21 protein-coding genes are annotated in these 21,935 nt (G+C 54.2%); 14 read left to right on the top strand and 7 right to left on the bottom strand.

Going from position 1 to position 21,935, the window contains the following annotated elements; translation table 11 throughout:
- Positions 1-45: 45 nt before the first annotated feature.
- Entirely contained in the window at positions 46-366 is a 321-nt protein-coding gene (locus AC2TF6_RS05785; RefSeq protein WP_491310279.1) for an LSm family protein, read from the bottom strand.
- 159 nt (positions 367-525) lie between these two features.
- Here AC2TF6_RS05785 and zwf point away from each other — a divergent pair, with 159 nt between their 5' ends.
- The 6 genes from zwf (at position 526) to AC2TF6_RS05815 (ending at position 7,557) form a co-directional block, all read left to right on the top strand.
- Positions 526-2,043 (top strand): glucose-6-phosphate dehydrogenase, encoded by a 1,518-nt coding sequence (gene zwf / locus AC2TF6_RS05790; RefSeq protein ID WP_491310280.1) that lies wholly within the window; start codon positions 526-528, stop codon positions 2,041-2,043.
- Positions 2,044-2,181: 138 nt separating this feature from the next.
- Complete coding sequence (locus tag AC2TF6_RS05795) at positions 2,182-2,892, top strand: response regulator transcription factor (RefSeq protein WP_491310281.1); 711 nt, start codon at positions 2,182-2,184, stop codon at positions 2,890-2,892.
- Positions 2,885-3,997 carry a sensor histidine kinase gene (locus AC2TF6_RS05800; protein WP_491310282.1) on the top strand — a complete coding sequence of 371 codons (1,113 nt, stop codon included), beginning with the start codon at positions 2,885-2,887 and terminating at the stop codon, positions 3,995-3,997. The genes AC2TF6_RS05795 and AC2TF6_RS05800 overlap by 8 nt, the downstream gene beginning before the upstream one ends.
- Before the next feature lie 114 nt (positions 3,998-4,111).
- The gene (locus AC2TF6_RS05805) at positions 4,112-4,888 is read left to right on the top strand and encodes an ABC transporter ATP-binding protein (protein WP_009673076.1); all 777 of its coding nucleotides are present in this window, start codon (positions 4,112-4,114) and stop codon (positions 4,886-4,888) included.
- Positions 4,863-6,800, top strand: coding sequence for an ABC transporter permease (locus AC2TF6_RS05810; protein WP_491310283.1), 1,938 nt, complete (start codon positions 4,863-4,865; stop codon positions 6,798-6,800). The genes AC2TF6_RS05805 and AC2TF6_RS05810 overlap by 26 nt, the downstream gene beginning before the upstream one ends.
- Positions 6,801-6,993: 193 nt before the next feature.
- Positions 6,994-7,557, top strand: coding sequence for a GNAT family N-acetyltransferase (locus AC2TF6_RS05815; RefSeq protein ID WP_491310284.1), 564 nt, complete (start codon positions 6,994-6,996; stop codon positions 7,555-7,557).
- A gap of 47 nt (positions 7,558-7,604) precedes the next feature.
- Here the strand turns inward: AC2TF6_RS05815 and AC2TF6_RS05820 are convergent, their stop codons facing one another.
- Positions 7,605-9,071 (bottom strand): methyl-accepting chemotaxis protein, encoded by a 1,467-nt coding sequence (locus AC2TF6_RS05820; RefSeq protein WP_491310285.1) that lies wholly within the window; start codon positions 9,069-9,071, stop codon positions 7,605-7,607.
- Positions 9,072-9,261: 190 nt separating this feature from the next.
- Between AC2TF6_RS05820 and AC2TF6_RS05825 the strand changes: the two genes are divergently transcribed.
- Together AC2TF6_RS05825 and AC2TF6_RS05830 are read left to right on the top strand one after the other, a co-directional pair.
- Positions 9,262-10,344: a metallophosphoesterase family protein gene (locus AC2TF6_RS05825; RefSeq protein WP_491310286.1), complete on the top strand. Its 1,083-nt coding sequence runs from the start codon at positions 9,262-9,264 to the stop codon at positions 10,342-10,344.
- Between the two features lie 67 nt (positions 10,345-10,411).
- Positions 10,412-12,001: a peptide chain release factor 3 gene (locus AC2TF6_RS05830; RefSeq protein WP_491310287.1), complete on the top strand. Its 1,590-nt coding sequence runs from the start codon at positions 10,412-10,414 to the stop codon at positions 11,999-12,001.
- 99 nt (positions 12,002-12,100) lie between these two features.
- On the opposite strand, the gene AC2TF6_RS05835 is transcribed toward AC2TF6_RS05830, so the two are convergent.
- Positions 12,101-12,805, bottom strand: coding sequence for a hypothetical protein (locus AC2TF6_RS05835; protein ID WP_491310288.1), 705 nt, complete (start codon positions 12,803-12,805; stop codon positions 12,101-12,103).
- Positions 12,806-12,980: 175 nt separating this feature from the next.
- On the opposite strand from AC2TF6_RS05835, the gene AC2TF6_RS05840 reads away from it, so the two are divergent.
- A complete protein-coding gene (locus AC2TF6_RS05840; protein ID WP_491310289.1) occupies positions 12,981-13,730 on the top strand; it encodes a YheC/YheD family protein in 750 nt (249 codons plus the stop codon).
- A 118-nt stretch (positions 13,731-13,848) separates the two neighbouring features.
- On the opposite strand, the gene AC2TF6_RS05845 is transcribed toward AC2TF6_RS05840, so the two are convergent.
- Both AC2TF6_RS05845 and AC2TF6_RS05850 read right to left on the bottom strand, forming a co-directional pair.
- Positions 13,849-15,339, bottom strand: a complete 1,491-nt coding sequence (locus AC2TF6_RS05845; protein WP_491310290.1) for an ATP-binding protein — start codon at positions 15,337-15,339, stop codon at positions 13,849-13,851.
- Between the two features lies 1 nt (position 15,340).
- Positions 15,341-16,066 (bottom strand): winged helix-turn-helix domain-containing protein, encoded by a 726-nt coding sequence (locus AC2TF6_RS05850; protein ID WP_491310291.1) that lies wholly within the window; start codon positions 16,064-16,066, stop codon positions 15,341-15,343.
- 359 nt (positions 16,067-16,425) lie between these two features.
- On the opposite strand from AC2TF6_RS05850, the gene AC2TF6_RS05855 reads away from it, so the two are divergent.
- Both AC2TF6_RS05855 and AC2TF6_RS05860 read left to right on the top strand, forming a co-directional pair.
- On the top strand, positions 16,426-17,469 hold the full coding sequence (locus AC2TF6_RS05855; RefSeq protein ID WP_491310292.1) for a LacI family DNA-binding transcriptional regulator: 1,044 nt from the start codon (positions 16,426-16,428) through the stop codon (positions 17,467-17,469).
- Between the two features lie 213 nt (positions 17,470-17,682).
- Entirely contained in the window at positions 17,683-18,405 is a 723-nt protein-coding gene (locus AC2TF6_RS05860; protein ID WP_491310293.1) for an MtnX-like HAD-IB family phosphatase, read from the top strand.
- A gap of 111 nt (positions 18,406-18,516) precedes the next feature.
- On the opposite strand, the gene sspI is transcribed toward AC2TF6_RS05860, so the two are convergent.
- Positions 18,517-18,720, bottom strand: coding sequence for a small acid-soluble spore protein SspI (sspI, locus tag AC2TF6_RS05865; protein ID WP_491310294.1), 204 nt, complete (start codon positions 18,718-18,720; stop codon positions 18,517-18,519).
- A 114-nt stretch (positions 18,721-18,834) separates the two neighbouring features.
- Here sspI and AC2TF6_RS05870 point away from each other — a divergent pair, with 114 nt between their 5' ends.
- Both AC2TF6_RS05870 and AC2TF6_RS05875 read left to right on the top strand, forming a co-directional pair.
- The gene (locus tag AC2TF6_RS05870) at positions 18,835-19,494 is read left to right on the top strand and encodes a potassium channel family protein (protein ID WP_009673141.1); all 660 of its coding nucleotides are present in this window, start codon (positions 18,835-18,837) and stop codon (positions 19,492-19,494) included.
- 7 nt (positions 19,495-19,501) lie between these two features.
- Positions 19,502-20,323 (top strand): TrmH family RNA methyltransferase, encoded by an 822-nt coding sequence (locus AC2TF6_RS05875; RefSeq protein WP_491311597.1) that lies wholly within the window; start codon positions 19,502-19,504, stop codon positions 20,321-20,323.
- Positions 20,324-20,425: 102 nt separating this feature from the next.
- Here AC2TF6_RS05875 and AC2TF6_RS05880 read toward each other — a convergent pair whose 3' ends face one another.
- On the bottom strand, positions 20,426-20,914 hold the full coding sequence (locus tag AC2TF6_RS05880; protein WP_491310295.1) for a hypothetical protein: 489 nt from the start codon (positions 20,912-20,914) through the stop codon (positions 20,426-20,428).
- A gap of 145 nt (positions 20,915-21,059) precedes the next feature.
- Here AC2TF6_RS05880 and yunB point away from each other — a divergent pair, with 145 nt between their 5' ends.
- Positions 21,060-21,872, top strand: a complete 813-nt coding sequence (yunB, locus tag AC2TF6_RS05885; RefSeq protein ID WP_491310296.1) for a sporulation protein YunB — start codon at positions 21,060-21,062, stop codon at positions 21,870-21,872.
- Positions 21,873-21,935 lie beyond the last annotated feature (63 nt).

The following is a 21,935-nucleotide window of genomic DNA, read 5'->3' on the forward strand; positions in this document are numbered from 1 at the left end:
GTCCATTCCTGGTTTTGGGGGATAGTAAAGTGAATGGCCCGCTTTCTATTGAAGTACAATGAGAGCGACAATAAAATTTCGGTCCAGCACGATGGGGGTATACCCCGCAGGACGGGCTATGACGGGCTGACTTTTTTCGGCAGCAAGTCTGACCGATTTTTTGCCGCCTTTCTTGGCCACTTTTAATTTTTTGGTTGTTTTGGGAGAAAGATTTTTTACACCTGGTTCTTCGTTTAGAATCAGATTTCCTTGATCGAGCCGGCTAAGTATACCGAAAATTTCCGCGCCGTCTCTTAAGTAAACGAGAACGGGTCTGCCGATATGGGGCCGGATTTGTTCACTCTTTGCAGGATCGATTCGCTGCACCGTGCTGCACCTCCATGGGGAGAATTCTGATAACAGCCTATGGCGGGAAGGCGGAAACGGATTGGACAGATGCCCGGTTTGTGAAAAAAAGTTGAATCCCTTATGCAATTTCGGTATGCTTATTCTAATCTAAAACCACAGAGAAAGAATGATGCGACGATGAATGGTGCTGTTTTTCTGATTTTCGGAGCTACAGGAGATTTGGCCAAGAGAAAATTGTTTCCCGCCTTTTACAGCTTATACCGTGAAGGCAAGCTGAATGAACATTTCGCCGTAATCGGACTTGCGCGCCGTTCCAGGACGAACGAGCAGTTCCGTGAAGATTTGCGTGATTCCATTAACGAATTCGCCCGTCATCATGTGCAGGACGACGAGGACTGGGCTAAATTTGCGGAACATTTCGAATATTTGCCGCTCGACATTAACAATGTGGACGGGTTCCGCCAATTGAACACGCTGACGCAGCAGCTGGACGTCAAATTCCAGACCAACGGCAACCGTTTGTTCTATCTGGCGCTTGCTCCCGAGCTGTTCGGCAACGTGTCTTATAATCTCCGCGAAGGCGGTCTGCTTGAAACTACCGGTTGGCATCGTCTCGTGATCGAGAAGCCGTTCGGCTACGATCTTGAATCGGCAGGCAAGCTGAACCAGCAGCTCCGTCAAGTGTTCGAGGAGAAAGATATTTACCGCATTGACCATTACCTGGGTAAAGAGATGGTCCAAAACATTGAAGTGGTCCGTTTTGCGAACGCCTTTTTCGAGCCGCTGTGGAATAACAAGTACATAGCCAACATTCAGATCACGTTGGGCGAAACCGTCGGCGTCGAAGACCGCGGCGGTTATTACGACCATTCGGGGGCTCTGCGCGATATGGCGCAGAACCATATGCTCCAGATGCTTGCCATGATGGCCATGGAGCCGCCGAGCCGTCTTCATCCGGAAGATATCCGGGATGAGAAGGTAAAGGTGCTGCGTTCCCTGCGTCCTTTCGAGTCCGCCGAAGAGGTCAATAAGAATGTCGTGCGCGGCCAGTATACGGCCGGACAGCTGAACGGCAAGGAAATGCCGGCTTACCGCAGCGAAGAGAGCGTCAATCCCGAATCAAACACGGAAACGTATTTGGCGGCACGTGTTTTTGTGGACAACTTCCGCTGGGCGGGAGTTCCGTTCTACATCCGTACCGGCAAGCGTCTGCCCGTGAAATCCACGGAGGTTGTCGTGGAGTTCAAGAACGTGCCGGACAACGTTTACCTGGCTAACAAGCATGACCTGCAGCCGAACCTGCTCGTATTCCGCGTGAACCCGATGGAAGGCATTTATCTGCAAATGAATGCCAAAAAACCGGGCGCCGAGGGAGTCATTATCCCGATCGCGATGGATTTCTGCCAAAGCTGCCAGGTGGGGCTTAACACGCCGGAAGCATACGAGCGTCTGATCTTCGACGCTATGCGCGGAGATTCCACCTACTTCACTCGCTGGGACGAAGTGGCGCACGCGTGGCAGTACGTGGATGCCATCGCTCAGGCGTGGAGAGAAAACGACGGAGACCTTGCCCATTATCCGGCAGGCTCCTGGGGCCCGGACGCAGCCAACGAGCTGCTCGCCGCGGACGGATTCAAGTGGTGGCCGGTGAACGGCCAGCATGAAGGCGAAGTTATCTGGGCGAGCCAGTCCTAAACCGGCCGTTCCGGTTTCACAAACAAGAGGTTCACGGGAGCACCCTGCGGCTTAGGCTAACGGGTGCTCCTTTTGTTGGTTGCATAATTGAATGAGAAAAAATGTGGGTCCGTATTAGGGGAACACCGGGAGGTAAGCATGTACCGCATTCTGATTGTCGAGGACGATGATAAAATCGCCCACATTTTGAAAGATACTTTAATCAAATATGAATACGAGGTTTTCCGCGCGGTGCGGTTTCACGATATTAAGGGAGAGGCCGCCGAACTGGAGCCGGATCTGATTCTGCTGGATATTAACCTTCCCCGCTACGACGGGTTCTACTGGTGCCGTCAAATCCGCACGTTCTCCAATGTGCCGATTATTTTCCTGTCGGCGCGGACGGGGGAGATGGACCAGGTGATGGCGATCGAAAACGGCGGTGACGACTATTTGACGAAGCCGTTTAATCTCGACGTCGTGCTGGCCAAGGTCAAGGGCGCGCTACGGCGCGCATACGGAGAATACGCCCAGGCGCAGCCGTCCAGAGACGAATGGGAGCTGAACGGCCTGAAGCTGGACCGGATGAAGAACAGTCTGGAATTCGCCGGGAAACGGATGGAATTGACGAAAAACGAGCTGCTGCTGTTCGACTGCCTGGCCCAGAAGGCCGGAAGTATTGCAAGCAGGGAGGAGCTGCTGGAGGCCCTTTGGGACGATGTCCATTTCGTCGATGACAACACGCTGACGGTGAATGTCACGCGGGTAAGGCGAAAGCTGGAAGAAATCGGCCTGCCGGGAATTATCGAAACGGTCCGGGGCCAGGGTTACCGTCTTCAGACGGAATGGGGGAACACCGGCGATGCATGACAAAGCCTGGACGTGGAAGCGATTTTTGTTCGACCGGCTTTTGTACACGGCGGCCTTCTTTTTCGCTATCCTGCTTATTCTGGTCGTGTTGTGGCTGGACCGTATGGAGGCGGGGCTGCCCGTTAAACCGGACAATCTGGTGTACTTGTTCCTGCTGGCCGGAGCCGTGTGGACGGCGGTACTGATTTATGATTATGTCCGGCAGGCCGGTTACGCAAGCGCGCTGAACAAGAGGCTCGGCGAATCCGCCCAAAGCTCGCTGGACAATGCTTTATTCCTGCCGTCCCGGACGCAGGAGCAGCAGGCGGTCAACGAGCTGCTGCAGAAGCAGCACCGGGCTTATTTGTCCACGCTGTCTTCTTATCGGGCGGCTCAGGAGCAGCATCTGCATTTTACGAACCAGTGGGTCCACCAGCTCAAAACACCAGTTTCCGTCATCGACCTGCTTATCCAGCAGTCGGAAGGAGCGCCGGGACCGCGGGACCGGATGAAAGAGCTTCTCTCGAGCATTCAGGAGGAGAACGAGAAAATTGCCTCGGGTCTCCAGATGATGCTCTACACGGCCAGGCTCGAAAAATTCGAGCTGGATGTCCATCCGCGGCGGATTGAGCTTACGGCCGTAGCCCGGCGGAACGTGAACGACTATAAGAAAGCCTGTATCCGGGCGTCTATCTTTCCGAAGATCGAGTCGTCCGCCCCGGATATTTATGTGGAAACCGACGAGAAGTGGCTCTCGTTCGTGCTTCACCAGCTTATCGGCAATGCGATCAAGTACTCCCGGAAGCGGGAAGGGAACAAGCCGCTCCTTATCCGGATCGAAGAGCAGTCATACGGGACCCGGCTCACGGTTCAAGACAGCGGAATCGGAATCACTCCGGAAGATTTGCCGCGGGTCTTTGACGCTTTTTTCACGGGAGAGAACGGAAGGGGCGTCGTTACGGAGTCGACGGGGATGGGGCTGTATCTCGTCAAGCAGGTGATGTCCCGGCTGGGACACCGGGTCGACATACAATCCGAGCCCGGCCAAGGAACGACGGTGATCCTGATGTTTCAGAGCCAGGGTCTCCACCGGTTCGGAGAGCGGGATGGAGCGGGCGGAGAATAGCCCGGGTGACGAAAATGTAAGGTTGGCCCGCCGCATTGAAAGGCAAATCAATAGGTAGCTTCTCCTCAGAGGTCTATACTAGGAACATAGACACGATCAATGGAGGGATACCGAATGGCCGTTTTAAAAGCCGAGCAGGTAACGAAAATATACGGGACGAAAAGCAATTTGACCTATAAAGCATTGGAGAACATCGGCCTCGAGATCGGCGAAGGGGAATTCGTCGGCGTCATGGGGCCTTCGGGAAGCGGCAAGACGACGCTGCTGAACATACTGGCTACGATAGACAAACCGACGAGCGGCCATATCGAGATCAACGGAACGGACCCCGCGGCTTTATCGGGGAAACAGCTCGCCTTGTTCCGGCGGCGTGAATTGGGATTTATTTTCCAGGATTTCAATCTTCTCGACACCTTGTCGATCCGGGAAAATATAATTTTGCCGCTTGCCCTGGACAAAAAGCCGGTGGCGGAAATCGAGAGCCGGCTTAAGCCGTGCGCCGAGCTGCTCGGAATCACGGCGATCCTGGACAAACGGACTTACGAAGTGTCCGGCGGGCAGAAGCAGAGGGCGGCCATCGCCCGGGCCATTATCCATAGGCCGTCCATCCTGCTTGCGGACGAGCTGACGGGCAACCTGGATTCCAAAGCCGCCAAGGATGTGATGGAATCGCTGAAGGAGCTGAACGAGCAGCTGGGCGCCACCATTATGATGGTAACGCACGATCCTTTTGCGGCGAGCTACTGCAAGCGGATTGTGTTCATCAAGGACGGGAAGCTGTTCTCCGAACTGAGACGGGGAGCGAACCGGCAGGCCTTTTTCCAGCAGATTCTCGATTCGTTAAGTGTGCTTGGGGGGAATTTCGATGAATTTTCGACAGCTCGCCCTTAAAAATATCCGCGGCAATTGGCACCAGTACGGCGCTTTTTTCTGGAGCAGCGTGTTCTCCGTTACGATTTTTTATATTTATTCCGCGTTTATTCTGCATCCGGACGTCATAAACGGTTCGATGCCGGCGGCATCTAAGATCCGGGAAATGATGATCGCCTGCGATTATATCATTATCATTTTCTCTTTCTTCTTTATCCTTTACTCGATGTCGGCCTTTTTCAAATCACGGAAAAAAGAATTCGGCCTGCTGACGCTGTTCGGCATGACCAAAGGACAGATCCGCTGGATGGTGCTGCTGGAGAATGTGATTATCTCCATTCTTGCCGTCGCCTGCGGCATCGGAATCGGTTCGCTGTTCAGCAAGCTGTTCTTTATGGGGCTGGCCCGGCTGCTTGACGTCGATTCCCCGATCCGGTTCGTCATTCCTTTAAAGGCGGTTCTGCTCACGGTTATCGGGTTTCTGCTGTTGTTTCTGACCATTACCCTGTTGACCCTTTATCAGGTGGGACGCGCGGAAATTATCGATCTGCTCCGGGCCTCCAAACAGCCGAAAAAGATGCCGGCTTTCTCGATCTGGCTCGTGCTCCTCTCGGCCGTCTGTCTGATCGCGGGGTACACGCTGGCTTATCAGATCACGGTTATGAATTTTATTCTGTATTTCATGCCGGTCGTCTTTCTTACGGTGCTGGGAACGTATTTTTTGTTCACCCAGGGCAGTGTGTTTATTCTCCGGAGACTCCAGCGCCGGACTTCGCTTTACTACAATCAGACGAATCTGATTACGATTTCGCAGCTGACGTTCAAGCTGAAAGATAATGCGCGGATGCTTTTTATGGTGTCTATCCTGTCGGCTGTCATTTTGTCCGCATCCGGTACGGTATATGTGATCCTTAAAGATACCCGCAACCAGCTCATGGACCATTATCCTCAATCCATCGCTTTTGCGGAAAAAGGGCTGGACAGTCACCGCGTACTGGATCCGGATGTATTGAAAAACACCCTGAAACAAAACGGGGTGGAGCTGGATTATGAGGTGCGGATGGCGGGTATTCCGGTCCGGGTCCCCGTCGAACTGGGGGGCAGAGTCCGGGAGCAGCAGCTGTTCATCGTCTCGGAGGAGGACTACAACACCCAGGCCAGACGGCTGAGCAGGCCGGAGCTGCGGGTGGAGCGGGGTCATGCCTCGTACATTTACCCGTATAAGGAGCAGCAGCGCAAGTCTTTCACCCCCGGTCAAAACCTGGAAGCGAAGCTGAAAACGGGAACCCGAACCTTTACGCTGGACGAACAAATTAACGGGTCCGTTTTTCCCACTCAGTTCGATATCTCGACTTTGCTCGTGACGGATGCGTCGGAGTTCAAGGAAATGATGGACGCCACCCCGAACGAGGACAAAAACGTCTTATACGGCTACGAGATCAAAAATTGGGAGGAAGCCTCTTCGACCGTGCATCAGATCGAAAAGATGGTGCCCGAGCAGGAGAAGCAGAATTTCGGGACTCGTGTCAATCAGTACCTGGAAACGAAACAATTGATGTCGCTGATGCTATTCATCGGAATTTTCGTCAGTTTTCTTTTCTTTATCGCTTCGGGCAGCATGATTTATTTCAAGCTGTTTACCGAGATCGAAGAGGACCAGGCCCAATTCCGAGCTCTCACCCGGATAGGGATCACGGATCAGGAAATCAGGCGGACGGTTTCCAAGCAGGTCGGGATGATCTTTTTTATCCCCCTTGTGGTCGGACTTGTCCATACGTCCTTTGCGATGAAGGCGCTCGGTAATATGCTGATCTCGAACATATGGCCTTATGCGGCGGTGGTGTTCGTTATTTTCGCTCTGATGCAGACGCTTTATTTCCTGGCCGCCAGACGCTCGTACATGAAGAGAATTTTAGCGCATTCGGTTCGTTAATTCAGGTTGTTAGGCTGTTAGATCAAAAGGCTTTTCTATCCCGCTGTCGGTCGGCGGGTCGGAAAGGCCTTTTTCTTTTTGACCTGTAAATTGCTTTATATGTAAAATATTATGTATATTGACGATAAAAGTAAAGAAAAGATGTATAACTAAATTGTAAATCTATGGAATTTTAAGATGGGAGAGAAGAGAGATGTATAGAAAAGGGGACAGTCTGGACGACTTCATTTTATTTGACCGTATTTGGACCCGGGTCTGGCAGCAGCAGGGCTTTGAGCTGGAATTTACCGGCCGGGACGCGGATTGCTATCTGATAATCTCTGATGACGATGAAGCGGCCGGGACGGTTGAGTTCAAACGCTATGACCCCGGCCGTCATCTGCTCGACGCTCTCGCTCCGTTCTCTGAACATCCCGCGCTTGCGCCGGGCAAGGCTGTGGAGGTCGACAAGGTGGCACTCCTTCCGGAGTACCGGGGCCGCAACCTGGACAAGCTCATTTCGCTCATCGTACATTACTGTGAAAACCGTGGCTGCACGCATATCGTGGCGCTGATGGAACCCAAACTGTGCAAGGCTCTGCGCATGGCGTTCCGGATCAAGCTTGAGCGTATTGCGGAGCCTTTCCACTACAAGGGAGGGATGGTCGTACCCGTCGTATGCGACGTAAGCCGCCTCTACCTGAATAAACCCGCTTACGGCTGGCTGCTTCCGAATCCGGAACAGCCGGAAATCGTCCTGCCTGCCGTCGGCTCTTGAAAAAAAGAAAACAGGAACACCCTCGTGCCGGGGTGTTCCTGTTTTCTTTAACCGTGGGTCATGGCCTGCAAATTCGTGATGAGGCTGTCCAGGCGCTGGTAGCTCGTTACGATATCTTTAATGCGGGCATCGTGATTCTCAAGTCCCGCCATAATCTCTTCGAAGGAAGCCATGTTCTGTTCCGTGCTTCCCGCTATGGCGACGATTTCGTGAGAAATTTTGCGGTACTCTTCCTGCAGCAGCGCAACGGATTCTTCCACCTGATCGGACTGGTTTTTGACGAGCCCGGTGTTGTCGGCTACCCGCCGGATGATGCTCTCGACCTGTTCGGTGGCGTCGCGTCCCGCCGTAATCGCCTGCTTCCCGAGATTCACCTGTTTGGTCACCTCGATGCTCGTGCGGCGGATGCCCTGGAGAATGTCGTTGATCTCTTCCGTGGAGCGGCGGGAGTTCTCGGCGAGCTTGCGGACTTCGTCGGATACGACGGCAAAGCCTTTGCCGTGCTCTCCGGCCCGGGCGGCCTCGATTGCCGCGTTGAGCGCAAGCAGGTTGATCTGAGATGTGATGTCGTTGATTAGCCCGACCATGCTGCCGATGCGTACGCCTTGTTCGTTCAGATCATTCATCATTTGGACGGTCCGGTGAATGATGGTGTAGACGGTTCCGATTTCCGCGCTGAGGGCATGAACCTGTTCGCTTCCCTGATTCGTCAGGCTGATATTCTCCGTAGACAGCCGCTGGAGCGTACCGGAGCCATCGGCTACGCTGGAGACGACCCGTTCGACTTCCTGGACGTAACCGCTGATATCCACCACAATTTGAGTCTGATGCTCGACGCTGGTCGAGACTTCGCCGAACGTGGCGGTGACCTCTTGCGAAATTTTGCCGGCTGTAGCCACATTCGTTTTGAGCGTGGCGTTGAATTCATTTAACACATGCACCGTAGAGCCGACCTGTTCCAGCAGCGAGTCCGTCTGAGCCTTCGCTCCCAGGGTCTCCGCCTGTTTTTCCAGTACTTCTGTTTGCAGTTTCTCCGAGAATCGTGCGGAAGCGGCGGAAGCCGCGGTAATCATGGCGACATAGAGCAGCAGGTTGGCGAGGGATTCTTTGGGGAACATGGCTTCGTAAAAACGCGGTTGGATGAATAAAAAGGCCGTTAATGCCCCTCCAAGTATGCCGGAGAATACGATAGGCCGATAATTGGAGTAGAGGGTCATCAACGCGATGTTGACAAAAATGAGGTAATACGTGCTCGTCAGCGGTTCGGCGTAAATCAGCAGGGTGGTCAAAACGGTTACGTTCACCGGGACAATATACATAACGAGCTGAGGCGCTATGTGTTTAACCGACATCAGGGTGCTGATTCCGCAAATCACTATACCGACAACGGCAAGCACAAGAACAACCTCTAAGCTTGCCGTCATAAGATCGATTACGATACCCAGGGCGAGCATTATCCACAGAATGCGGTTGAGCAGTTTGTTCCTCTTAAAAAGCAGATGGTTGGATTCCATGATTTCCCTCATTTCTTAATAATTGTTTACTTTCACCTAATCGGTTATTTACCGTAAAAAGTTTATATATTTCACTAATAATGTTAGTTTATTTTATGATTTTTTTTCGGAAGGGACTTGAAGAATCCGCGTGCAGTGCGGCAAAAAACGGGTTATAATAGGGGGAAGCTTAGCCGGAAGGAGCTGGCAGATGGACAGGCGCTCGTTTCTCAAATGGCTGACCGCATTTTTCGCCATTCTGCTAGGAGCCGGTGCGGGAACCGTATTAAGCGGATTAAGGCGGAAATCCGGTCTTTCGGACCGTGAGTCTGCCGTAGTCAAGGCGGAAGAAGCCGAAGAGCTCCCGGCCGGAGAGGATCTTCAGCTTCCGGATGATCCGCAGGCGGGGAAGGCGCTCGCCACTTTCGCGATTATGAGCGATATCCACGCTTCGCCCGACGATCCGCTGACTTTGGAGCATTTTAAGTCCGCTTTGAGCGATATGACGGCCATGAAGCAGCCGGTGGATGTTCTCCTTCTGACCGGCGATTGTACGGACTACGGGAGAGAGCGGGATTACAAGGAGCTAGGCCGGCTTATGAAGGCGTACAAGCTTCCGCCCGTGCACGCCAATATGGGGAATCACGAATATTACGATCTTTGGCTGGACAAAGCCGGCAAGTTTAACCGGGAGGGCATGCCCAACGGCAAAACCGACGCGATGGCCAGGGAAAGATTTTTAACATTTTTCGGGTACAAACAGCCGTATAACCGGATGGATCTGGAGGGCTGCACCATTCTGCTGCTTTCACAGGAAGGCTATATGCAGGAGAAGCCCGAGGCGGGTGAAGGCGCCTGGTACACGGACGCGCAGATGGAGTGGTTTAAAGCCCAACTGGCGGGACTGGACAAAACGGCGCGGATCTTCATTATGATCCACCAGCCTCTGCCGATGCAGGGACGCAGCGGAGGAAGCCACCAGATCGTCCGCGGCAAGGAAATCCGAGAGCTGATCGCCCCGTACAAGAACGTTTTCGTCTTCTGCGGGCACCGGCATCAGGATTTCCAGAACGGATCGGCCCACTATTTGCAGGAGCCGTTTCATTATTTTCACAACTCATCGGTCGGCCGGACATTGAACAAGGCTCTGCCGGATGCCCGAAAATCGAAGACGCAAGGTCTTTACGTCCAGGTTTTCGAGAATAAGGTCGTGGTTCGCGGCCGCGAATACGCCCAGCGTAGATGGCTGAAGGAAGCGCACTGGACGATCGCATTAAACAAGAAGAGCGTGTGACGCCGCAGGCACCGGAAGCGGGCCGCGGCATAAGATGAACTATAAAGAAAGCAGGAAGGATCCAACCATGAGTACACCTTTACAAAAAGAGCTTCAAACCGAGGCGGCCAAGCGCCGCACGTTCGCCATTATTTCCCATCCCGATGCGGGTAAAACTACACTGACGGAAAAGCTGCTGCTCTTCGGAGGCGCGATCCGTCTCGCTGGAACGGTTAAAGGCCGCAAAGTCGGCAAATATGCGACTTCCGACTGGATGGAGATCGAGAAGCAGCGGGGGATCTCCGTTACGTCGTCCGTTATGCAGTTCGATTATCTCGGACACAAGATCAATATTCTGGATACCCCGGGTCACCAGGATTTCAGTGAAGATACGTACCGTACCCTGACCGCCGCAGACAGCGCGGTGATGCTGATCGACGTTGCGAAGGGTGTCGAGGCTCAGACGATCAAGCTGTTCCAGGTATGCCGCATGAGAGGCATTCCGATTTTCACGTTTATCAACAAACTCGACCGTGAAGGTCGTGATCCGTTCGAGCTGCTGGAAGAATTGGAGCAGGTTCTCGGTATCCGTTCATACCCCATGAACTGGCCGATCGGCATGGGCAAGCGGTTCTGCGGCGTATACGACCGCCAGCGGACCCAATTGGAGCTGTTCCAGGGCGACGATCATAAGCAGGTTGCCGTCCGCAAGGTAGAAGGCTACGAGGACCCGGTTATCAAGGAAATCGCGGGCGAGCATATGTACGAGCAGCTCGGACAAGAGCTGGAGCTTCTGGACGTTGCCGGCGACCCGTTTGATTACGAGAAAGTGATGAAAGGCGAGCTGACGCCGGTATTTTTTGGCAGCGCCGTCAACAACTTCGGCGTCCAGACGTTCCTGGAAAACTTCCTGGAACTGGCACCGGCTCCCGAGCCGCGTAAAAACACGCAGGGCGAAATGGTAGAACCGACCAAAGAGAACTTCTCGGGGTATGTGTTCAAGATCCAGGCCAACATGAATCCGGCCCACCGGGACCGTATCGCGTTCCTGCGGATCGTGTCGGGCAAATTCCAGAGAGGCATGTCTGTGAAGCATGTGCGTGCCGGGAAGGAAATTAAGCTTTCTCAGCCGCAGCAGTTTCTGGCACAGGACCGCGACATTGTGGAGGAGGCGTATCCGGGAGATATCATCGGGTTGTTCGACCCGGGTATTTTCAGAATCGGGGACTCTCTCAGCCAGAAGGAAGAAATCGTGTTCGATGAGCTGCCTACGTTCTCGCCGGAAATTTTCAGCAAAGTAACCGTCAAGAACGCCTTGAAGCACAAACAGTATCAGAAGGGAATCGACCAGCTTACGGAGGAAGGAACCATCCAGGTGTTCCGGACTACCGGAGCGTTTGACGATACGATTCTCGGGGTAGTCGGCCAGCTTCAGTTCGAAGTGTTCGAGCACCGGATGAAGGCCGAGTACGGGGTAGATATCCAGCTTCTGCGTCTGGGCTTCCAGTTCGCGAGATGGATTGTCGACGAGAAGATCGACCCGTCCCGCTTCCGCATCAACTCGCAGCTTGTCACGGACAAGAAAGGCAACTATGTTGCCCTGTTCGAGAGCGAGTACGCCCTGCGGTCCGCCATGGAGAAAAATCCGAATGCGCAGTTCCTGACAAACGCGCCTTAAATAAACAAGGAGGACCGGGGATTATTTTCCGGTCCTCCGTTATAAATGAAAGCCGTTCCGCCGATTTGGGCGGGGCGGCTTTTTTTGAATGCTTCGGCGCTAGTCCGGGTCGTGGCTGTCCCGCTCCGTTTGTTGTTTGCGGGCCCGTTTTTCGGCTGCAAAGGCGGTTATGGTGCCGGCTGCCAGACCTGCGGCCAGGAATAGAGGCCCGTACCACTCCGAGAGAATAAAAGGTTCCGCGGGCTTTCTTTTCTCCCAGGGACCCGGGGCCGCCCGTTCGGCCGGCCGCACCCCGACCGAAACGGATTCGGGTAACGGAGAGACGTTTCCCGGCGAGGGCGAAGAAGTTACGGCCGAGGAGGATTCCTTGATCTTTGCGCCCAGTTTGTCCAGCAGGGCCGTAACTTCTTCCGGTTTGTAAAACCGGGAGAAAGGCTTCCCGCCGGAAAGCTGGATAAAGCCTTGATGCACCCCGTTCACGATAAACGGGTTTCCGGCTTTGAGGAGAAGCAGGTAACGTTTGCCCGGAAACATTTTGCCCTCATCGGCGAATTGAAGCACTCTTATCCGGATGAGCTCCTTGACATCCATATCGCCCTTAAGGATTTGATCGGGTTGAAGCGTGTAATGGTTGTTAGAATCCGATTTCTCTTCCCGGAGTACCGTTCCCGTCACAATAACGTCGGAATCCTCCGCGAGTTCTTTAAGCGGAATAAACGCATAATCGAGCGCATTCGCGTGATAAGGATTTATCATCATGCCGATCAAGATCATCAAGACGACGGACACGTACTTTCTTCTCACGGGGTTCACCTCGCTTCTTTTTCTTACTAACGGAAAATTGGCCCTTAAGGTTGCCTTTTCTCACCGGCAGGCGTTTGTCCGTGACGATCCTTGGCCCGGCCTCATAAGCTAATGGCAGGTTTGAAAAATCTGATTCTAGCAGGTACGTCTGCGGATGGATAGGAGGAGGCACAGGATGAGAAGATATGTCCTGAGCAAGTGGGTAAAAACAGAGGCTGTCCTGCACAGCACGGCCGTACGTCCTCATATACCGCCGACACGGATCCTGTCGGAAAAATCGCTACGTGATATGTTGGACAAATATCGCATGGTGTACGTAAAACCCGACTGCGGGACGTTCGGTAGGGGCGTAATGCGGGTGGATTACAACGAAAAAGACGCCAAGCCTTACCGGTATCGGCACTTGAAGACGACCCGAAGCTTTAAAACTTACAAGGACCTGTATCAATCGCTGAAGACGGCAACGAGCGGACGCAAATATTTGGCTCAAAAGGGCATTCACATGCTGAAGCATGACAAGAACGTGTTCGATTTACGGGTCATGGTGCAGAGCAATCCGGGGGGGCAATGGGAAGTAAGCGGAATGATCGGCAGAGTGTCCCAAACCGGCAAGGTGGTTACGAACTACCACAGCGGAGGAACGCTGCGTTCCGTTGAGACCTTACTCGGCCCCTATTTTGGCGCCAAAGAGTTGAAGCGCTTCAAAGCCAAGCTTAAACGGCTGGCTCACAGCACTGCTCTTGCTCTCCATTCGAAGTATCCGGGTATCCGGGAAATCGGGCTGGATGTCGCTGTCGATCAGGAGCTTAAGCCGTGGGTGTTGGAAGTGAATACGAAGCCGGACCCGTATATTTTTAAAGTCCTGCAGGATAAGCGGATCTACGCGAAGGTACTGCGGTACTACAAGTACAACAAACGCAGATGAAAAAGAAACGGCCGGGCGGTGTCAGCCGGGCCGTTTTGGTTGGAGGAGCATCGTAAGAAGCGGGAAGAACGAGCGGCGGAAAAGAAAGGTCAAGCGCCGAAAGCCGCCGCTCTTAGACTTATCCTCCTCCCGGCAACTCTCCCGTATGAGCCGCTTCTCCCGGCTTGACGGGAAAAAGCAGGCGGAACGTGGTGCCTTGGCCGGGCACGCTCGACACGCGTATTTCGGCGTCGTGCGCCTCCATGAGCCGCTTCACGATCGAAAGCCCGAGGCCGGTCTCGCTCCGGTCTTTGGAGCGGGAAGGATCGGCCTTGTAGAAACGATCCCAGATCTGCTCCATCTCCTCGGCGGTCATCCCCCGTCCCGTGTCCGAGATGCTCAGCTCGGTGGCGGTCTCCGTCTGTCTCGCCGTCATACGGATGGTGCCGTGAGACGTGAACTGGATGCTGTTTTTAATCAGATTAATCAAAATTTGCGTTAAACGGTCATAATCGCCGTAAATCAACGTGTCCGGAGGGCAGTCGATTTCCAGATGAAGGTCTTTGTCCCCGATCAGGAATTCGAAGGATTCTTTCAGCACTTCAAGCAAATCATTCAACGGATAATATTCGCGGCGCAGCGTGATGAGACCGTTCTGTATTTTCTCCATATCCAGCAGTTCGTTGATGAGACGGATAAGCCGGAGCGTTTCCTGCTCAATGATGCCGTAGTATTTGACCTGCTCTTCGTGTCCGGTGATGTACTCGCTTTTCAGACCTTCGACAATCCCCCGGATCGAGGTGAGCGGCGTTCTCAGTTCGTGCGTCACATCGGTAATAAAACGCCTCCGCTTGATTTCGATACGCTCCAGCTTGTGGGAAGTGAACTCCAGCTGTTCCGCCATCCGGTTGAAATCCCGGGAGAGATCCCCTAGCTCGTCCGTCCGCGCGAGATCGCAGCGCGTATCGTACCGCCCGTCGGCGATGCGCCGGGTGGCCTGCCGGATCGAAAGGACGGCCCGGCTCATATTGCGCGAAACGATAAGCGCGACGATCATGGCGAGCACAAAAACCACGATACCGGCGAGCACGACCATTTCGTAAACGCGGGAGAGCGTTTGCGTCATTCCTTTGACCGGAGACATGACAAACAAATAATTTTTGCCGTCGGAATGCTTTAATTTAAGCTCGTACGGATATACCAGATAGGGGTCCGGTCCGCTTTCTTCCACGATCAGGGCTTTGCCGCTCTGAAGCTTGGGGATCTGGGCGAGCAGGCTGTCCATGAACGTTTTGGACCGGAACGTCGGAGGAGTGGTGCGCTGGTCTTTAAAATAAAGCTGCCCTTTCGCATTCATGGCGATAAAGGAAATGCCGCGCTCCCTCAGAACCGTGCGGTAGGCGCTCAGCGTCAATTCGGGCACGACTTCCTCCCGGAGGATCAGCCGCGAAATCGTGTCACCGGCGCTCTCGAGCTCTTCCGTTTTCTCGTCGTAAATGTGGATCTTGAACAAATAGACGAAAATAAAACTGACGAGCACCAGCACAAGCAGAGACAGGAAAAGCAGCGAGACAAACTGTCTCTGGAAAAACGTGAAACGGTGCCGGGTCGGAATCAGCCTGAACTTCATCTTATTCCTCCAATTTGTAGCCGACTCCCCAGACCGTGGCGATCAACGGCCTCTCGGCGCTGCCGATTTTGGTGCGGAGTCTCTTGATGTGGACGTCGACCGTGCGTTCATCCCCGTAAAAGTCGTACCCCCACACAGATTCGAGAAGCTGCTCCCGGGTAAACACGCGTTTGGGATAGCGGACGAGCAGGGAGATCAGATCGAATTCCCGGGGCGTCAGGTTCGTGAATTTATCCGGGCCGACGTAGACCTCGCGCGTGCTCGTATCGACTTTGATATCTTTGTGGACGAGCCGCTCCCCGTTGTCTTCGACAAGATCCTCCGGGAACGCGGACTCCGCAGCACCGTTGTCGGCCATACTGCCGGGCCCGCTGTGATAGCGGCGCATAATCGCTTTGATGCGTGCGAGAAGCTCCAGCGGACTGAACGGCTTCGTGATATAATCGTCCGCGCCGGATTCCAGTCCGAGTACCCGGTCGCCTTCTTCTCCGCGGGCCGTCAGCAGAATAACGGGGGTGTCCTGTGTCGTGCGGATCATCCGGCACAGCTCGATCCCGCTGCGGTTCGGAAGCATCCAGTCCAGGATAATCAGGTTCCAGGAGGCTTCACGGATCAGGGATTCGGCTTCGGAGCCCGTATGCACGAACGTAACGGTCCCTTCGCGTTCCAGAAAAGGGCGGAGCATTTCGCACACCGACCGGTCGTCTTCCACGACGAGCAGTTTCATTTTCGCTCAACTCCTTATATGACAAGCGGTTGTCCTGGCGGGCTTTGGTCGCAACCGTGATTGTTGTTCGATGCTGCACGCGCAGCTTGTTTTAGGGCGCTTTCATAATCTTAGCATAGTCGGTCGGATAGGCGAGCGCAAGTAGGGCCGGAGCAGACGGAAAGCACCTGCCGCCGATTGACGGAAAGCCGCTGGACATGAGAAAATGAACACGCGTTCATTTATTTTATCCGAAAAATTTCTTACAATAAACGATAACGATCTTATCGAATCGAACGATTATGATCCAACTAAGTATATTTCCATTGAAATATCCATAGAAACCGGGCGGTAAGGAACGCCAGCTAAGGGGTAGCGGCATGGTAACTAGAAAAGATGTGGCAAAGATGGCGGGTGTATCCGAAGCGACGGTTTCCCGCGTTTTTAACAATGTAGGGCCTATGAAGGAAAGCACGAAGCAGAAAGTACTGGCGGCCGCCAAGGAGCTGAACTATCATCCCAATGCGGTGGCCCGCAGCTTCGCTCTGGGGAAAAGCGGTCATATCGGACTGATTCTGCCGTATGTGCCGAAGGTGCATCTGTTTTCGACGTATTATTTCTCGGAAATATTGAGCGGAATCGGCGAAGGGGTCCGCAGGCACGGCTGCGATATGCTGGTCATGTTCCGTTCTCCCCACGAATCCGTGGATTACACGGAGCCTTACCGTTCCCGCAAAGTGGACGGGTGTATTTTTCTGGGGGCGCTGGACGTGCCCGCACAGCGGGAAGGGTTCCGGGAACTCGATCGTCAGGAAATGCCGTTCGTGCTGATCAATCAGCACTACGAAGGGGAGACCTACAGCGTTGTGGACGCCGACCATGAGCAGGGCTGCTACGAGGCGGTCAAGCACTTGCTGGAAGGCGGGTACCGGCGGATCGCGTTTCTGAACGGGTCGCCGCAGTATTCGAACAGCGCGGACCGCCTGCGGGGCTATTACCGGGCCTTGAACGAAGCGGGTCTGGCGCCGGAGCCCGAGCTGATTCTGGAAGGCAACTACAGCCGGACAAGCGGCTATGCGGCGGCGGCACGAATTGCCGAACTCGGCAGCCGTGTCGATGCGGTATTCTCATCGAACGACCGGATGGCGGTCGGCCTCATGCAGGGCCTGAAAGAACGGGGCATCTTCCCGGGAGAAGATCTTGCCATCGTCGGATATGACGATTCCGAAGCCGCCAAGCTCAGCGATCCGCCGCTGACCTCCGTCTATGTCCCGTTCTTCGAGATGGGACTTCTCGCGGCCGATGCCCTGCTGAAGCGGATTAACGCTTCCCCGGAAGAGGGTGAGCTTCCCGCTTCGTTCCATGAACGGCTTTCCACGAAGCTCGTCGTCCGCGCTTCCTCCAACCCGCGGCCGGGGAATTAAGAGATCCGGCAGAAGCAGCAGCCCGCTTTTTGCGGGACTCGGTTCGGTTCCGGTTCATCTGCTCTAAATTCCGGTATGCTATAATAGAGAAAAAAAGACCCGTTCTCAGGTTGATTTGCTTGAGCGGAAACAACGGAGGCAGCCGGGACAACCTTCTGCCCGCACGGCAGGTTTAACGGAGGATAGAGGGGTCTGCAAGGGAGCGGATATCGATTGGAGAAGGGACAACTGGTCGTTGTGACCGATTTTGACGGTACTTTGATGGAGCAGGATGTAGGGGCGACCCTGATGAAGGAACTTGGCGTGGAGGACCGTCCGGATGTCCGGGGGAAGCTGGAGCGTTTTTTGAACAAAGAAATCGGTTCACGGGAATGGATCCACACGTCCTACGGCTTGCTGGGGGACCGGCAGGAGGAAGTGAACGCCATCGCCGACCGCATGAATTTGAGAGACGGAGCCGAGGAATTTCTGGCGTATTGTAAAACCAAAAGCATTCCCGTGACCATTCTCAGCGACGGAATGAAATATTATATCGACCGCATCATGGCCGCCAATCACGTCACCGTTGACACCGTTATTTCCAATCCGATTCAATACGGGGAGGACGGCGCGTACACGTTGGGGACGCAAAACATGAACCCGGCCTGCTCCTGGTGCGGCTGCTGCAAATCCGGGGTTGTGCGCCAACTGAAAGAAGAAGGCTGCCGGGTCATTTATATAGGTGACGGCAGCAGCGATATTTACGGCTCGGCCTATGCCGACTGGGTTTTTGCCCGCAGCAGTCTGGCCCGTTATTTGACGCGGGAGGAAATCTCTTTTTTTCCGTTTGCCACATTTCATGATATTTTGAAGGTGGTTCGGGAGCGGGAAGAGCATTTTCTGACCGGCAGCCCGGAGCGCAGGGAACCGGCGGGACACAGCTTTTGTAAATTCTGATCCGGTTATAAAAAAAGTTAAAAAGGCGGCAGCCGGCTGGCGAACAGCGGGCTGCCGCCTTTCGGTTGACGACCGCCCGGGCGGGAATAGATCGGCGATGATAAGCCGGGTTTAAGTCAAATGATCGTGCAATGCCGAAACAAGCTCGGACTGCTTCTCGGAATCGATATTTTTCCAAATCACTTCGAATAAAACACCGAGTCCCGGAAGTGCCTGCTCTTGGCCGTCAATGGAATCGTCGATGATTTCTTTCAGCTCGTCATTGGACTTTCCTTCGACCCGTTGAAAAATCGCTTGCCGCAAACTGAGGATCATGCCTTATACGCCTCGCTTCCGTGTGGTTTCGTCTTTAATATGCTCGAAAACGGAAGCAATCATGCTATAATAAACTTCAGAATCAGGTATCCTAAAGCGTAAGGATGGAATGCCATGAAAAAACAGTTTGCGGTCATCGGAATGGGCCGTTTCGGATCGTCGGTAGCCAAAAACTTGACGGGACTCGGATTCGAGGTTCTGGCGCTGGATCACAGCGAAGAGCGCATCCAGGAAATATCCACGGTTGTCACGCATTCCGTACAAGTGGATTGCACCGACGAAGAGGCCTTGAGAGCGCTCGGTATACGCAATTTCGACGTTGTCGTCGTGGCAATCGGTGAAAATATACAGGCCAGCATTTTGGCTACGCTTCTCCTGAAAGACATCGGGATTCCGACCATCGTCGTTAAAGCGGCTAACGATCTTCACGGCAAGGTGCTGCGCAAGATAGGCGCGGATAAAATCATTTATCCCGAGCGGGATATGGGGCAAAGGGTTGCCCATCATCTCATATCGCCCAATATTCTGGATTATATCGAGTTGTCGAGCGAACACAGCATTCTGGAAATGAAGGCCAACGACCGGATGGTCGGTAAAAATTTGCGAGATCTCGATCTTCGCGCGAAATTTCAGTGCAACGTGATCGCCATCAAGCGGCAGGAGCAGCTGATTATTCCTCCGCCCGTCGAAACGCCTATCCAGCCCGGGGAAATTCTGATCGTGCTCGGCAACAACAAAGATTTAAAACGTTTTGAAGTCGAATATTCGGAGTAAATCAACCATGACACAAGCATACAATCAGCCGGACATCACGTCCGTGCAGAACAATAGAGTGAAAGAATGGGCCGGGCTGCTGGACCGCAAAGGCCGGCAGAAAGCGGGCGCGTTCCTCATCGAGGGGATTCATCTCGTCGAAGAGGCCGTCCGCGCCGGCGCTCCTGTCCGCACCCTCGTGTACGAGGCGGACAAGGGCCTGCCCGGCACGCTGGCGGACCATGCCGAGGCGGCCGGGATAGAGACCGTGTCGGTGACGCGCCCGATCATGGAGCGCTGCACCGACACGGAGACACCGCAGGGAATCTTCGCGGTGGTGGACAAGCCGGCGGAGCCGGCCGAGACGCTGCTGGCGGATACAGGCAGCGATCTCGTAGTCGTGGTCGACGGGGTCCAGGACCCCGGGAACCTGGGCACGATTATCCGCAGCGCCTCTGCGGTCGGCGCCTCTGCGGTCGTGCTCGGACGGGGGACCGTCGACCTGTACAACCCCAAAGCGATCCGCTCGACGATGGGATCGCTGTTTCATCTGCCGATCGTGGAGGCGGATCTGCAGGAGCTTCTGCCGGCCGCGCGCGAAGCGGGCCGGCAGATCGTCGTCACGAGCCTACAGGCGGATTCGAGCTGCTATGCGCTCGATATGACCCGCCCGACCTGGCTCGTGGTGGGCAACGAAGGCCGCGGAGTGTCCGCGGCGGCCGGGGAGCTTGCCACGCATCGGGTGATTATCCCGATGCAGGGGCAGGCGGAGTCGCTCAACGTGGCGATGGCGACGACGGTGCTGCTTTTCGAGGCGTCACGGCAGCGGCTTGCCGGCTCATCCGTTTAGCCTCGCCGATTGAATTTCATGACACAAGAAGAAGAGCCTCCTTTTGAAGAAGAGGCTCTTCTTTTTAATTTAGCGCCGCCGGTCGTTTACGGCTGGGTGCCCTCACTTCTTACGCGCAAAGCCTTCCTCTTCCAGATACTCCACCGCTTCTTCGTAGCTTTCAAAAACGGAATCCAGGTTCAGTCCCGCATGAATAAACCACATGTCATCTTCCGGCTTGACCGTCAGCACGTGTCCGTCGGCGTTTTCCCAGGTTTGTTCGTCATACCCCGAAGAGCCGGTTATGTTATCTGCCGTGCCGGATGTTCCAGCGCCGGCGGTTAACGACCGGATCGCAGCGTCGGCGATATTTCGAAGCTGCTCTTCCGTGTAGTCCCGGATGTTGACGAGACCTTTGTCGTCCGTTTCGGCGCCCTTAATCTGCCCGGCATAAATGTACCCGTTTCCGTTCGGATGAAAATGGTAGCCGACCGTTTTTTTATCATAAGCGCTGTCTTCGTAATGAAAATTGACACGTCCGAGAGACACGTTTTTCCGCTGGAGTTCAGGGAAAGATTCCATAATGGCGATTTTTTGTTCAAAAGTGAGCATAGCTGCCTCCGTTATAGCTTCCATGATTTAATTGCTGATTGTATCATATCCTGTTGGAACGGGACAGACAACCGGGAAGAGCCTTCTTTTTTAAAACGAGCCTGCATAGGGTATTAGTAATGCCGCAGGACAGGGAGGAACACGGATGATCCGGCAAAGATGGAAGAGCAGGCCGACCCGCAAACAAGGCTGGAAAAAAAGGCTGTTCATCGTGCTGCTCATTTTTATGCTTGTCTCGCTGCAGTCATTTATTATGATCGAGCGGAATTTGAAGCCCCCGCTGATGAATCTGGCGAAAGTGCGGGTTAAGCAGATCGCCACCGAATCCATCAATGAAGCGATTTCCGATAGGATTTCCAGAGGAACGGACTTCGAGAAGCTGATCGACTGGAAAACGGACAGCAGCGGCAAAGTATCCGGCTTTATGCTTAATTATTCCGAGCATATGCGGATTACCGCCGAAACCCGCGGGGCCGTTCAAAGCCAGCTGAACCGGCTGACGGCGATTCCCGAGCATATCCCTCTCGGGCAGGCGATGGGAAGCGCCATTCTCGCTTCTTTCGGTCCGAATATCCCGATCCGGATTACGCCGGCAGGGGCCGTTAAGGTGGATCTCAGTACCCGTCATGAAAACGCGGGCATCAACATGATTCTCGTCGAAGTCTATATCCGGATCGTCGCCGAGGTCTCTGTCATCATCCCGTTCGATTCCGAACCCGAAATCGTCGAAACCGAAATTCCGATTTCCTATTCGCTTGTTGTCGGCGACGTGCCTATGTATTATTTCGACAACAAAGGGAATCCCGTCGGGTCGAGCAAGGATGCGGTTCCCCCGAGCATTTCGCTGCCCAATCTCAAAGGACAGCCGACAGCGGGAAGCGGCGAAAAGCAGCAGCCCGGCGCTCATACGGAAGGAGTAACCAAGCCCGAGGGGGCGGTCGAGAAAAAGGCGGAGTAATCCGGGCGGACAGCCGTTTGAAGGAGGTTGCCCTAAGCTGCCTAAGCCCGCCTCTTTTCGCCT

Source organism: Paenibacillus sp. JNUCC 35, assembly GCF_058269095.1.

Coding starts and splice junctions, on each gene's coding strand:
- sspI (WP_491310294.1), bottom strand. CDS start 18,720: ATGATCCTCAGTTTGCGGCAAGCGATTTTTCAACGGGTCGAAGGAAAG.
- AC2TF6_RS05810 (WP_491310283.1), top strand. CDS start 4,863: ATGAATTTTCGACAGCTCGCCCTTAAAAATATCCGCGGCAATTGGCAC.
- AC2TF6_RS05805 (WP_009673076.1), top strand. CDS start 4,112: ATGGCCGTTTTAAAAGCCGAGCAGGTAACGAAAATATACGGGACGAAA.
- AC2TF6_RS05830 (WP_491310287.1), top strand. CDS start 10,412: ATGAGTACACCTTTACAAAAAGAGCTTCAAACCGAGGCGGCCAAGCGC.
- AC2TF6_RS05845 (WP_491310290.1), bottom strand. CDS start 15,339: ATGAAGTTCAGGCTGATTCCGACCCGGCACCGTTTCACGTTTTTCCAG.
- AC2TF6_RS05825 (WP_491310286.1), top strand. CDS start 9,262: ATGGACAGGCGCTCGTTTCTCAAATGGCTGACCGCATTTTTCGCCATT.
- AC2TF6_RS05870 (WP_009673141.1), top strand. CDS start 18,835: ATGAAAAAACAGTTTGCGGTCATCGGAATGGGCCGTTTCGGATCGTCG.
- AC2TF6_RS05800 (WP_491310282.1), top strand. CDS start 2,885: ATGCATGACAAAGCCTGGACGTGGAAGCGATTTTTGTTCGACCGGCTT.
- AC2TF6_RS05840 (WP_491310289.1), top strand. CDS start 12,981: ATGAGAAGATATGTCCTGAGCAAGTGGGTAAAAACAGAGGCTGTCCTG.
- AC2TF6_RS05880 (WP_491310295.1), bottom strand. CDS start 20,914: ATGCTCACTTTTGAACAAAAAATCGCCATTATGGAATCTTTCCCTGAA.
- AC2TF6_RS05795 (WP_491310281.1), top strand. CDS start 2,182: ATGTACCGCATTCTGATTGTCGAGGACGATGATAAAATCGCCCACATT.
- AC2TF6_RS05855 (WP_491310292.1), top strand. CDS start 16,426: ATGGTAACTAGAAAAGATGTGGCAAAGATGGCGGGTGTATCCGAAGCG.
- AC2TF6_RS05875 (WP_491311597.1), top strand. CDS start 19,502: ATGACACAAGCATACAATCAGCCGGACATCACGTCCGTGCAGAACAAT.
- AC2TF6_RS05815 (WP_491310284.1), top strand. CDS start 6,994: ATGTATAGAAAAGGGGACAGTCTGGACGACTTCATTTTATTTGACCGT.
- AC2TF6_RS05850 (WP_491310291.1), bottom strand. CDS start 16,066: ATGAAACTGCTCGTCGTGGAAGACGACCGGTCGGTGTGCGAAATGCTC.
- AC2TF6_RS05820 (WP_491310285.1), bottom strand. CDS start 9,071: ATGGAATCCAACCATCTGCTTTTTAAGAGGAACAAACTGCTCAACCGC.
- zwf (WP_491310280.1), top strand. CDS start 526: ATGAATGGTGCTGTTTTTCTGATTTTCGGAGCTACAGGAGATTTGGCC.
- yunB (WP_491310296.1), top strand. CDS start 21,060: ATGATCCGGCAAAGATGGAAGAGCAGGCCGACCCGCAAACAAGGCTGG.